The sequence below is a fragment of the Streptomyces sp. NPDC031426 genome, from assembly GCF_055581585.1.
The window spans coordinates 434,338-447,384 of sequence record NZ_JBVIJE010000006.1 but is presented as its reverse complement, the minus strand read 5'-3'; the positions used below and the strand labels follow the sequence as shown (position 1 = coordinate 447,384).

The 13,047-nt window shown below is 73.3% G+C and carries 6 protein-coding genes; 1 reads left to right on the top strand and 5 read right to left on the bottom strand.

Annotation, left to right across the window (positions count from 1 at the left end; all coding sequences use genetic code 11):
- Positions 1-43: 43 nt before the first annotated feature.
- Complete coding sequence (locus ACZ5NH_RS15280; protein ID WP_468775401.1) at positions 44-3,841, top strand: multifunctional oxoglutarate decarboxylase/oxoglutarate dehydrogenase thiamine pyrophosphate-binding subunit/dihydrolipoyllysine-residue succinyltransferase subunit; 3,798 nt, start codon at positions 44-46, stop codon at positions 3,839-3,841.
- Between the two features lie 77 nt (positions 3,842-3,918).
- Here ACZ5NH_RS15280 and fxsT read toward each other — a convergent pair whose 3' ends face one another.
- The 5 genes from fxsT to ACZ5NH_RS15255 form a co-directional block, all read right to left on the bottom strand.
- A complete protein-coding gene (gene fxsT, locus ACZ5NH_RS15275; protein WP_388620786.1) occupies positions 3,919-6,921 on the bottom strand; it encodes an FxSxx-COOH system tetratricopeptide repeat protein in 3,003 nt (1,000 codons plus the stop codon).
- A gap of 95 nt (positions 6,922-7,016) precedes the next feature.
- Entirely contained in the window at positions 7,017-8,288 is a 1,272-nt protein-coding gene (locus tag ACZ5NH_RS15270) for an aKG-HExxH-type peptide beta-hydroxylase (RefSeq protein WP_468775399.1), read from the bottom strand.
- Positions 8,285-8,560 carry a hypothetical protein gene (locus tag ACZ5NH_RS15265; RefSeq protein WP_468775397.1) on the bottom strand — a complete coding sequence of 92 codons (276 nt, stop codon included), beginning with the start codon at positions 8,558-8,560 and terminating at the stop codon, positions 8,285-8,287. Before ACZ5NH_RS15265 ends, ACZ5NH_RS15270 begins: the two co-directional genes overlap by 4 nt.
- A gap of 91 nt (positions 8,561-8,651) precedes the next feature.
- Positions 8,652-11,870 carry an SAV_2336 N-terminal domain-related protein gene (locus ACZ5NH_RS15260; RefSeq protein WP_468775395.1) on the bottom strand — a complete coding sequence of 1,073 codons (3,219 nt, stop codon included), beginning with the start codon at positions 11,868-11,870 and terminating at the stop codon, positions 8,652-8,654.
- Between the two features lie 7 nt (positions 11,871-11,877).
- Entirely contained in the window at positions 11,878-12,894 is a 1,017-nt protein-coding gene (locus tag ACZ5NH_RS15255) for an AAA family ATPase (protein ID WP_388620779.1), read from the bottom strand.
- Positions 12,895-13,047 lie beyond the last annotated feature (153 nt).

Here is a 13,047-nt window from a genome sequence, read left to right as displayed (position 1 = left end):
CGCTGTCCATCACCTTGTGAAGCGGAAGAGGGCGGTTGCCGCCGTGTCGCCACAGTCCCCCAGTAACCAGAGCGTCTCCACCGACGACCAAGCCGGGAAGAACCCCGCTGCCGCGTTCGGTCCGAACGAGTGGCTCGTCGACGAGATCTATCAGCAGTACCTCCAGGACCCGAATTCGGTAGACCGCGCCTGGTGGGACTTCTTCGCCGATTACAAGCCGGGAGCGCCTGCCACCCCGGCTGCGGCGGGTACTGCGGCCGCGGGGGCCGCAGACACCACCACCACGGCCCCTGTGGGCCAGGCCGCGCCGGCTCCCGCAGCCCCGGCGGCCCCGAAGCCCGCCGCCGCTCCGGCGCCGGCTCCCGCAGCCCCCGCGGCGAAGGCCGCGGCCCCCGCCCCGGCCAAGCCGGCGCAGCCCGCACAGGCGCCCGCTCAGCCGAAGCCGAAGGCCGCTCCCGCCGCGGAGGCCCCCGAGGGCCCGGAGCTGATCACGCTGCGCGGCCCGGCCGCCGCCGTCGCCAAGAACATGAACGCCTCGCTGGAGCTGCCGACCGCCACCTCGGTCCGCGCGGTCCCGGTGAAGCTGCTGTTCGACAACCGGATCGTCATCAACAACCACCTCAAGCGCGCCCGGGGCGGGAAGATCTCCTTCACGCACCTGATCGGGTACGCGATGGTGCAGGCCATCAAGGCCATGCCGTCGATGAACTGGTCCTTCGGCGAGAAGGACGGCAAGCCGACCCTCGTCAAGCCGCCGCACGTCAACCTCGGCCTGGCCATCGACCTGGTGAAGCCCAACGGCGACCGCCAGCTGGTCGTCGCGGCCATCAAGAAGGCCGAGACGCTGAACTTCTTCGAGTTCTGGCAGGCCTACGAGGACATCGTCCGCCGCGCCCGTGACGGCAAGCTGACGATGGACGACTTCACCGGTGTCACGGTCTCCCTGACCAACCCGGGCGGCCTCGGCACCGTCCACTCCGTGCCGCGCCTGATGCCCGGCCAGTCCGTGATCATGGGCGTCGGCTCCATGGACTACCCGGCGGAGTTCCAGGGCACCAGCCAGGACACCCTGAACAAGCTCGGCATCTCGAAGGTCATGACGCTCACGTCGACCTACGACCACCGGGTGATCCAGGGCGCCGCCTCCGGCGAGTTCCTGCGCCAGGTCTCGAACCTGCTGCTCGGCGAGAACGGCTTCTACGACGACATCTTCGAGTCGCTGCGCATCCCCTACGAGCCGGTCCGCTGGCTGAGGGACATCGACGCCAGCCACGACGACGACGTCACCAAGGCCGCCCGCGTCTTCGAGCTGATCCACTCCTACCGGGTCCGCGGCCACGTCATGGCCGACACCGACCCGCTGGAGTACCGCCAGCGCAAGCACCCCGACCTGGACATCGTCGAGCACGGCCTCACCCTGTGGGACCTGGAGCGCGAGTTCGCCGTCGGCGGCTTCGCCGGCAAGTCGATGATGAAGCTGCGCGACATCCTCGGCGTGCTGCGCGACTCGTACTGCCGCACCACCGGCATCGAGTTCATGCACATCCAGGACCCCAAGCAGCGCAAGTGGATCCAGGACCGGGTGGAGCGCGGTCACTCCAAGCCGGAGCGCGAGGAGCAGCTGCGCATCCTGCGCCGGCTGAACGCGGCGGAGGCCTTCGAGACCTTCCTGCAGACGAAGTACGTCGGCCAGAAGCGCTTCTCCCTGGAGGGCGGCGAGTCCGTCATCCCGCTGCTCGACGCGGTCATCGACTCCGCCGCCGAGTCGCGCCTGGACGAGGTCGTCATCGGCATGGCCCACCGCGGCCGCCTGAACGTGCTGGCGAACATCGTCGGCAAGTCGTACGCGCAGATCTTCCGCGAGTTCGAGGGCAACCTCGACCCGAAGTCGATGCACGGCTCCGGCGACGTGAAGTACCACCTGGGCGCCCAGGGCACCTTCACGGGCCTGGACGGCGAGCAGATCAAGGTCTCGCTGGCCGCCAACCCGTCCCACCTGGAGACGGTCGACCCGGTGATCGAGGGCATCGCCCGCGCCAAGCAGGACATCATCAACAAGGGCGGCACGGACTTCACCGTCCTGCCGGTGGCGATCCACGGCGACGCGGCCTTCGCGGGCCAGGGCGTGGTGGCCGAGACCCTGAACATGTCGCAGCTGCGCGGCTACCGCACCGGCGGCACGGTCCACATCGTCATCAACAACCAGGTCGGCTTCACGGCCGCTCCCGAGTCCTCGCGTTCGTCGATGTACGCGACGGACGTGGCGCGGATGATCGAGGCCCCGATCTTCCACGTCAACGGCGACGACCCCGAGGCCGTCGTGCGCGTCGCGCGGCTCGCCTTCGAGTTCCGCCAGGCGTTCAACAAGGACGTGGTGATCGACCTCATCTGCTACCGCCGCCGCGGTCACAACGAGTCGGACAACCCGGCCTTCACCCAGCCGCTGATGTACGACCTGATCGACAAGAAGCGCTCGGTGCGCAAGCTGTACACCGAGTCCCTGATCGGTCGCGGCGACATCACCCTGGAAGAGGCCGAGCAGGCGCTGCAGGACTACCAGGGCCAGCTGGAGAAGGTCTTCACGGAGGTCCGCGAGGCTACGTCCCAGCCGGCCGCCGGAGTCGTCCAGGCGCCGCAGGACGGCTTCCCGGTCGCGGTGCCGACCGCGATCTCCTCGGAGGTCGTCAAGCGGATCGCCGAGTCCCAGGTCAACATCCCCGACTCCTTCCACGTGCACCCGCGTCTGCTGCCGCAGCTGCAGCGCCGGGCGACGATGGTCGAGGAGGGCACGATCGACTGGGGCATGGGCGAGACCCTGGCCATCGGCTCCCTGCTGCTGGAGGGCACCCCGGTCCGCCTGTCCGGCCAGGACTCCCAGCGCGGCACCTTCGGCCAGCGCCACGCGGTTCTCATCGACCGCCAGACGGGCGAGGAGTACACCCCGCTCCAGTACCTCGCCGAGGACCAGGCGCGCTACAACGTCTACAACTCCCTGCTGTCCGAGTACGCGGTCATGGGCTTCGAGTACGGCTACTCGCTGGCCCGCCCCGACGCGCTCGTGATGTGGGAGGCGCAGTTCGGCGACTTCGTCAACGGCGCGCAGACGGTGGTCGACGAGTACATCTCGGCGGCGGAGCAGAAGTGGGGCCAGATGAGCGGCGTCACGCTCCTGCTCCCCCACGGCTACGAGGGCCAGGGCCCGGACCACTCCTCGGCCCGTGTCGAGCGGTTCCTCCAGCTGTGCGCCCAGAACAACATGACGGTCGCGATGCCGACCCTGCCGTCGAACTACTTCCACCTCCTGCGGTGGCAGGTGCACAACCCGCACCACAAGCCGCTGGTGGTCTTCACCCCGAAGTCGATGCTGCGCCTCAAGGCCGCCGCGTCGAAGACGGAGGAGTTCACGTCGGGCCAGTTCCGCCCGGTCATCGGCGACTCGACGGTCGACCCGGCCGCGGTCCGCAAGGTCGTCTTCTGCGCCGGCAAGGTCTACTACGACCTGGAGGCCGAGCGGCAGAAGCGCGGCGTCACGGACACGGCGATCATCCGCGTCGAGCGGCTCTACCCGCTGCCGGGTGCCGAGCTGCAGGCGGAGATCAAGAAGTACCCGAACGCCGAGAAGTACCTGTGGGCCCAGGAGGAGCCGGCGAACCAGGGTGCCTGGCCGTTCATCGCGCTCAACCTGATCGACCACCTGGACCTGGCGGTCGGCGCGGACGTCCCGCACGGCGAGCGCCTGCGGCGCATCTCGCGCCCGCACTCCTCGTCTCCGGCGGTCGGCTCCGCGAAGCGGCACCAGGCCGAGCAGGAGCAGCTGGTGCGTGAGGTCTTCGAGGCGTAGGCCTCCGGCGGTTCGGCCGACGCTCAGGGCCCGGTGCCGAGTTCCTGCTCGGTGCCGGGCCCTTCGCCTGCCCCCCCTCAGCCGAGATACGGCTCGAAGTCCCAGTACGGCCTGGTGCGTTGCCGGGCGGAGAGAGTGTGGGGGTGTTGCGCGCCCAGCGTGCGGGTGAACCCCAGCAGCCCGTCCTCCTCCAGTTTTCCGGCCTCCTCGTGCTCGCGCGCGGCCCGCAGATCGGCGGCGAGCGCGATCACGCAGGACAGGGTCAGCGGATGCTCGTCGCCGAGGCTGTGCCGGGCCCGCCTCAGGGTGTCGCGGCTCAGCTCCACGGCGTCGCCGATACGGCCGTTGAAGTTGCGGGCGCTGGCCGCGTTGAGGGCGCAGCCGAGGACCCAGGGATGGTCGGGCCCGAGGGTGGCGCTGAGGCCTGCGAAGGACGCCTCGAACATGGACAGGGCCTCGGCCCGCTCACCCGACGCCTGCATCACCAGGCCCGTGTTGGCGAGCATGCCGGTGGCCACGGGGTGGGCGGGTCCGAGGAGAGCCCGGTAGCCGGACTCTGCCTCTTCGACCAGTTCCCGGGCCCGGCTCAGTTCCCCGTGTTCCCTGAGGTAGTTGCCGTAGTTGGCGAGGAACGCCAGCGTCCGGTAGTGCTCCCGGCCGTGCAGCTGTACCAGCTGCTCCAGGAGGGCGGCCATCGACGGCCCGACGTCCGGGGCGAACCCGCCCTCGCGCTGCCGGCACATGGCGAGCTGGGCACGCGCCTCCAGGGTCTGCGGGTGCTGCGGGCCGAGCACCTGGACGTGCGACCGGACCACGGGCTCCTGGCGGGCCACGGCGTCCCGGTAACGGCCCAGCAGGCGCAGGCAGTTGGTGACGGCGTTGCCCGAGTTGAGGGTGTTGATGTGCCGGGCGCGCAGGACGTTCTCCCGCCGGGCGAGCGTCTCCAGGTCGAGTTCGTACGACTCCGCGTACCGGCCCAGCAGTCTGAGGCCGACGCCGAGGTTGTGCCGGGCCGCCAGCGTCATGACCTCGTCGGGGCCGAGGAGCTGCGTGGTGCCTTCGAGCACCTCCTGCTGGAGCGTGTGCGCGTCGTCGTACCGCCCGAGGTGGCGCAGGCCGTTGGCCATGGCGCTCTTGGTGGTCAGTTCGGCGAGTTCGTTGCGCCGGGCAGCGGTCCGGAGGCGCTCCAGGACGCCCCGGTCCAGTTCGTAGGCGTCGCGGAACCTGCCGCTGGCCCGCAGGATGTAGCTCTCCTGGTTGGCGAGGTCGAGCATGGGCTGGGCCAGCGGGTCCATGGTGCGCGACCAGTGGTCCCGGATCTGCTGGGCGAGCTTGAGACCGCCGCTGTACTCGCCGCTGCGGAAGCAGTACCGCAGACAGTTCAGCACGGTCTCCTGCACCCGGGGCTGGTCACTGCCGAGCGCGCCGGAGAGTTCCAGGTGGGGCAGCAGCTCGGCGTAGCGGGGCCAGTTCCTGGAGTCGACCGGGTTGCCCGGATCGGCCTCCGCGAGCAGCGTGTGCACGGCCCTGCGGTGCACGGCGCGGCTGTCGTCGCTGGTCAGCTTGGAGACGATGTCATGGACGAGCCGGTGCATGTGGACCGACTCCTGGTGCGGGCCCATGTCGGCGCCGACGGGGCCGCGGGTCTCGCGGGTCAGCACCGAGTAGTTGACCAGGGTGTCCAGGGCCCGGGTCCAGGCGGGCAGGTCGGTGGCCATCCAGCGCAGTTCCTCGGGCAGGTCGGCCTGCGGGTAGGCGCGGATCAGGCCGAGCGGGATGCGTCCCGGCGCGAAGGACGTGCACAGGCCGAGGATGTCGATGGCCTGCGGCTGGGCGCGGCGGAGCCGGTTGAGCAGTATCGACCAGGAGGTCATGGACGACTGCGGGAAGCCGTCCCCGGTGACCGGCTCGTCGACCGTGGAGAGCCTGCGCTCGCGCACCATCCGCAGGTACTCGGGCACCTCCATGCGGGACTCGCCGAGCCAGGAGGCGGCCTGGACGATGGGCAGCGGGACGTCACCGAACTCGGCGGCGACCTCGTCCGCCTCGGCCGCCGTGATGTGCGGGGCGCGGCGCATCAGATAGCCGGTGGACTCCGGCCGCAGGAAGGCGGTGACCTCCAGGATGTCGGTGTGCTCGCTCCAGCCGCGGTTGCGGGAGGTGATCAGCACGTGTCCGGGCCCCTGTGGAAGGAGCGTGTTGATGCCCTCGGTGTCGTCCCAGCCGTCGAAGATCAGCAGCCAGTTGGCGTGCGGCTCGCCCCGGCGCAGCGCGTCGCGCACGGCACGGATGCGCTCGCCGGGCTCGCTGCCGATCCCGAGCCCCAGTTCCACGGCGAGTTCGCCGAACCGGTCGCGCTGGATGTTGCGGTCGTCGGAGTTGACCCACCACACCACGTCGTAGTCGGGGCTGAACCGGTGAGCGTACTCGGCGGCCAGCTGGGTCTTGCCGATGCCGGACATGCCGAGCAGGGTGCAGGCGGCGGCGCCGCGTTCGGCGTCGGCGAGCCGCTGGTGCAGCTCGGCCAGCAGGTCGTCGCGGCCGGTGAAGCGCGGGTTGCGGCGCGGGACCTCGCCCCAGATCTCGCAGCGGGTGTCGGGGTAGCGGATTCGCGTGGTCGGGGCCCTGGGCGTGCGGCGGCGCTCCAGGCCCAGCCGGCCCAGCAGCCGTTCCTCGGCGCCTTCCTCGCCCATTCCCCACAGGCTGGCCGGTTCCAGGACCGCGGTGGCGGGCAGCAGGGGCCGGTTGGTGAGGTTGACCGCGGTGAAGCGGTCGGCGTGGGCGGCGACGAAGCCGCGCAGGGCGTCGTTCCACTCCCCGGCGGGGCGCGGGCCGAGTTCGAAGAACCAGTCGTCCAGGACGAGCAGTACCCGTCCGGAGGACAGCAGCAGGTCACCCAGCGAGTCCTCGAGCGGCACCTCGCGGGGCGGGTCCCAGCGCTGGAGGGTGACCCGGTGGCCGTGGCGCTCCAGGATCTGCGCGATCCAGGCCGCCCATGAGCGGTGATAGCCCGGGAAGACCACGAGGAAGTGCTCGGTCGCCCCCGTATCGCCCCCACCCGTCCTGCGCTGTTCCGCCATGCGCCAACTCCCTGTTCCACGTCCGCCGCCGCCGTACCTCGTCCGCGGCCCTTCCACCGGCCACCCACCAGATGTGACCGATCACGCACACAGTGTCACTCATGCCCCTGGCTCGCCACGCCGAGCCGGGCGTGGGATCTGGCCATCGCCCGGACGAACTGCCCACCCGCAAAAGTCAGTTCATCGGATTCAAGGAGAATCGACAAGGCTTGGCCGACGTGTGCGCGGTGTTGGTCGAACTGCTCGGCGGCCCGCCGCCGCCAGGCCCGTCCGGCCGTCGCCCCGCTCCTCGCCCGCCACCACAGGTCGCTCAGCGCCAGATGGGCGTATGCCCCGTGCAGGACGCCCGCCACGGGCCGCGGATCGGCGCGCCAGCCCACCCGGTGCACGGCGGCTCCACCCGGGCGGCACAGCGGAACCAGTTCGTGCAGGGCCGCCAGCTTGGTGTGGTGCGCCTCGTGGACCAGGGACTCCGCCAGGTCAGCACCGCTCGCCGGGAGCTGGGAGAGCACGGCGCCCGGCGCGGTCTGCAGGGTGGCGCTCATGGCGGGGCCGCCGCGCCGGGGCGAGGCCAGGGGCACCACGGCCCGCAGCACCGCACGGATCTCGGCGACACGCTCGGGATCCGTCGTCCGGAGCAGCGCGTGGGCCTCCCGCCACCGCCGGGCCCACACCGCCTGGGCGGAGCTCGGCCGCACGGCCGGGGGCAGCGCCCCGGGGCCGATGCCCCCGGGCGGCACCCGCTGGGGGTGCAGATCGTCGAATACGACGGCCCCGCCCGGGAGCGTGCCGAGGGCCGACCAGCCGCGCCGGGCCGGCCGCCGCGGCCCGGCCCACCGCACCGCGGGGGCGTACAGGGGTACGACGTTCTCGCGGCCGGGGCCGTCCGGGAGCCGGACGCTGCCGCTGCGGCCGTCCAGGTGTGCGCGGCCCGCCGCCGGGTCGAGGACGCCGAGTCCGGGCAGCACGAGGAAGCCGGCGGCGGGCGGGACCGTCACCGCGATCCGGTGGCCCGCGCGGACGGCCGCGGCGGCGGCCAGGCCCCGGAACTGCGCGAGCTGTCCGTGGAAGGCGGGGCCGTCGGGCGCGCCGAGGGTCTCGGCCAGCCAGGCACCGGTCATCGGGTAGTCGACGACCTCACGGACCGCTCGGGCGTCGGTGCGCTCGGCCTCTTCCAGCAGGGCCCAGTCCGCCTCGAAGTCCCGGCGGGCCGGACCGCCGCCGCGCTCAACTCGGACGGCGAGCGATTTGAGCAGGAGCAGGCGTCGGGCGTGCAGCCCTTCTGCGAGCGCGGCCAGGGCGGCCGGGCGGGGCCGGGTTCCGGCGAGTTCCGCGAACGCGTCGCGTGGCACGGACACCAGGGTCATCCCGGCCGTTCCTCACCCCGTACCAGCTCCGTACGGGTGGCTGGAAACGACCGGCCGGGCGGTCCCGGTTCGACGGGGCTGTAGTCCCCACCGGTGTACCAGACCTCACCACACCGCTGGGCCGACGCCAGGACCTCGTCGACCAGCGCCGTGAGCCCCGGATCGTCCATGGCGCGCAGAGTGCGCAGGTCCACACCGGTCAGGTCGGGCAGAAACACGGACCGACCGGCTTCCTCGCCCGGGCCGACCCCCTCCTTCGTCTGCTCCGCCACGCTCGGCTCCTCCCTGCCCACGTCCGCCCCGCACGGCCGTCATGGCTGCCCAGTTCTTCCCGACAGGCCGGAGGCAGAAACCCTGGACGGCTCAACTCCGGTCAGCATCGGCCGGGTTGGCCCACTCCTGGGTCCAGGGCCACCAGGGCGGAGCCATCCGGTGCCACCGCTCCTCCGGCGTCCACCGCGCCTCGTCGAGTCCCGTCAGCTGCTCCTGCGCCGTGCGGGTCAGCTCGACGTCGGACCAGTCGACCTCCCGCAGCGCGCCGACGAGCCGCTGCCACTGGTCCCGGGCCGCCCGGAACGCGCCGCGCGCCGCTCCCGGGCGTCCCATCAGGGCGAGCACCGCCCCGCTGCCGTGCCGGGCACGGGCCGCCGTCAGCGAGCCCGGATCGCCACCGTGGGCCGCGTGTGCCTCCCGTTCGGCGTTCTCGTACGCCTGGAGCGCGTCCATCAGCACGGGCGCCCCCGCGTGATGCCAGCCCTCCAGCCGTACCCGCCCCAACTGGAGCCACGCCTCGGCGCGTACGGCCGCGTCGGCCGCCGCGCGCACCGCCTGGCCGAGCAGATGCCGGCTCTCGAACAGGTCGGGCAGGAAGCCCAGGTGCCGGAACCGCTGGGCGAGCGCGCTGCCGACCAGGCCCTGGAGCCGGCCCCGTTGCGCGGAGCGCACCGGCAGGGCCTGCAGCGCCTCGCGGAGCACATACTCGGCCCGGTCGACGATGCCGGCGCCGTCCCGTGCCGAGGCCCGCCGGAGCAGCGACTCGCCCCAGGCGGTGAGGAGTTCGCAGCGCCGGGTGCTGTCGGCCGGGGCGAGCAGCGCGGCCCGCTCGTAGGCCGCGTCGGCCTCGCGCGCCTCCCCCGCCTCGTCGTGGAACGCGGCCAGGGCGGCGAGGCAGGGCAGCAGCAGCGCGGGATCCTCACCGGCCGCCCGCTCGGCCCGCTCCAGCACCCGGCGCGTCTCCGCCTCGTCGGCCCCGGTGGCCCGCAGCGCCCGCGCGAGATCGAGCAGCGCCGGGGCCCGTACGGCGTCAGCGGCCTCTTCGAGGTCCAACAGCGCACAGCCTTCCCTGAGTTCGGGCACGGCGGCACCGGCGCGCCGCAACGTGAGCAGCAGCCGGCCGCGCAACAGCAGCCGGGCCCGGTGCGCACCGACGGCCCAGGGGACGTCCTCGGTGTCGACGGCACCCTCACCCGTCCCGTCGGACCCGTCCTGTCGCAGACGCACCCAGGCGCGCGCCGCCTCCGCCGGCCCCGGCCACGGCGCACGGTCCGGGTCGAGCACCTCCAGCGCCGCCACGAGCAGCTCGTCCTGCGCCACCAGCTGCCACAACTCCCGCCGCGATGAGGCCAGTTCGAGGGCCGTCTCGGCGCGCTCGCGGCTGTCGGCGACGGCCGTCCCGTACGCGGCGGCGAGCTCGGTGACCGCCTCGCGGAGCAGTTCCTCGCGGCGGCCCGCGGCGCGTGCGGCCGCCGTGCCCGCCTCCGCGCGCAGCACGCGGCCGAGCAGCAGCCGGGCCCGTGCGGCAGTGCCTGGCACCAGCGCCGGACCTGTCACCGCCGTACGGGCGAGGTCGCGGGCCTGCCGCAGCGTCTCCGGATCGCCGCGGCGCCGCCACTCCTCGAACAGCCGACCGCCCTCGGTGAGCGGATCGCGAGCGGGGTGCTCGGGCTGGTAGAAGCGCAGCACCCGGGCGGGCACCCGGGCGAACAGCTCGGCCTCGACGCTGCCGCCCTCGTCCCACGCCCCGGTCCCCTCGGGCAGCGGCCCGGCGCCGCCGTCCGGGTCGTGGTCGGTGAGCCGCACGGCCGCGAGCGCGGCGAAGTTGCGGGTGCCCCGGCCGAAGTGCCGCTCCACATAGGCCGAGCAGTGTTTGAGGACGAGTCCGGCGGTGTCCTGGTCCAGGGAGGACAGCAGCAGGTCCTGGACCCGGGGCGGATAGGCGAAGCAGGGCTGGTCGGCGGTGCCCGGGAGCTGGGTCAGCAGTCCGCCGAGCAGCACCTCGGCCAGCTCCATGGGCCCGGTGTCGGGCAGCATGGCCCGCTGCACGAGCTGCATCACGGGCAGGGTGAGCGGGGCCGCGGCGAGGTAGACCGCGAGGCGCAGCGCACCGGGCGAGGCCCCGGCGCGGAAGGCCCGCAGCAGGTCGTCGTCGCTCGGCGGGCCGGCGCCGACGGACGGGGGCGGCGGGACCGTACCGGGGCCGGTGAGCGCGGCCCAGGCGCGCTCGCGGGTGGGCCCGGTGCCCGCGAGCAGCCGGGCGAAGGCGCCGAAGGCGTCCGGGGTGGGGGTGAGCACCGGCACCGGCCGGGCGTCGGCGGCCGGTTCCTCCCACGGTTCGTCGTCGGGGAGGAAATCCAGGCGTCCGCCGGTCTCGCCGCCGCGCACCAGCAGTCCGGGCTCGGCGGGCAGCGCGGTACGGCCCCACAGGCGCGGCGGCAGCGGCTGGACGACGGCGAGCGGGGCGCTGCGCGGCCACTGGTGCAGCAGCCGCTGGGCGCTGCCGTTCTGCCAGAGCGGGCCCACACAGTCGCTGATGACGAAGGTGACCCGGCGGCCGGTGGGGTCGTGCAGCTCGTCGGCGGGGCGTAACCGGGTGCGCCGGCCGGGGCCTGCGGTCGTCCCCACGAGGGGGACACCCGCATCCCCCAGGTACAGCTGATGGACCCGCACGGAGGCGAACGCTCCGGACTGCTGGCAGGCCTGGCGCAGTTCCTCGACCATCCGGCCCCACACGGCCATCGCGGGGCCGGTGTCCATGAGGAGCTGGACGTCACAGCGCCGGCGGCGGCCGGGCCGGGTGACGGGCAGCAGGATGCCGCCGGCGGCGGCCCGGTCGGCGGTGGCCTCCTCGTCGATCCGCTCGTCCTCGGGGCGGGCGGAGGCGGTCCGGTAGCGGCCGAGGGCGCGCAGGGCCCGCTCCAGGCCGAGCAGTCCGGGCAGCGCGCCGGCGGCGGGGGCGCGGACGGGGAACGCGGCCGGGGCGCCCTCGGGCTGCGCACGCGCGGGACCGGAGCCCGGCGTGCGCATGTGCAGCGGCACGGGGGCGGTGGAGTGCTCCGGGCGGGACGGACGCGGGCCGGTGCCGGGATCCGGCGGAGCGTCCGGGGTGTCCTGCGTGGCCGGTGCCGGCGTGCCGTCCCGGAGGGGTGGGCCGGGCTCGGCAGGGGACGGCCCGGGGCCGTGGCGCGCCGGGCCCGCGCCGAGCCGCCCGGCCAGCCAGAGCGCGTCCGCCACGTCCTCGGCGGTCGGGTCGAGCCCGCCCTGGCGCAGCTTGCCGATCAGCTCGTCCAGACCCATGCCGGGCATCCGGCCATCACCTCGTACGGTCGAGCGGCTGCATGAGCATCTCGGCGATGCGCTCCCGGGTGAGGCTCTGTGCGCGCGGGTCGTGCCGGGTGAGGAAGAGGGCGTTGAGCAACTGGTCCGCGGCGAGCACTTCGCCCGGCTCGCGCTCCAGGAACCGCCGGATCAGCTCGCCGCCCGCGGCGACGCCCTCCGGACCGAGATGTGCCTCGACCATGGCGGTCAGCTGCTCCTCGCCGGGCGCCTCCAGCTCCAGCTGGATGCAGCGGCGCAGCAGCGGGGCGGGGAAGTCTCGTTCGCCGTTGGAGGTCAGGACGATCACCGGGAAGGCGGTGCAGGCGACGCGTCCGCCGTGCACGGCCACCCGGTCGCCGTCGTGGTCGAGCACCTCGACCACGGGCTCGCGGTCGGCCAGCCGCTCCAGCTCCGGGATCGCGAACTCCCCCTCCTCCAGGGTGTTCAGCAGGTCGTTGGGCAGGTCGAGGTCGCTCTTGTCGAGCTCGTCGATCAGCAGCACGCGCGGCTCGTCGGCGGGCAGCAGCGCGGTGCCGAGCGGCCCGAGCCGGATGTACGACCCGATCCCGGAGGGGCTCGCCGCGTCCTGGCCGCCGCCCCGGGCCCGCTCCAGCTGGACGTCCTGCAGGCGGCCTATCGCGTCGTAGCGGTACAGGCCGTCCTGGAGGGACGTACGGCTGACGATCGGCCAGCGCAGCACCCTGCCGAGGCCCAGTTCGTGCGCGATCGCGTAGGCCAGGGTGGACTTGCCGGTGCCCGGGTTGCCGGTCACCAGCAGGGGCCGGCGCAGATACAGGGCCGCGTTGACGGCGTCGACCTCGGCGGGCCGGGGCGCGTAGCTCTCCACCAGCCGGCGGCGGACCCCGAGCCGGCGGGCGCTGCTCGGGTCCTCCGGGCCCGCCGCCCCGTTCTCCCGGGACGCCGCGAAGTCACGCCAGGGCGGCGGCGCCGGCAACCGCCGTACGCCGTCGTGCGGCTGACCCACTCCGCGGTAGATCCGCCAGTCGTTCACCTTGGGCTCCTCCCGGCTCTGGTGATCATGAAGCGGGTCCCGGTCGTCCGGCCTATGAGGCTACCGCCAGCGGGCCGTGGCTGCCGAGGTTCGGGGCGCCCGGCGTTCACTTCCGGCCGGACGAACGGCCTTGTGGATCAAGCAGGTTGACGG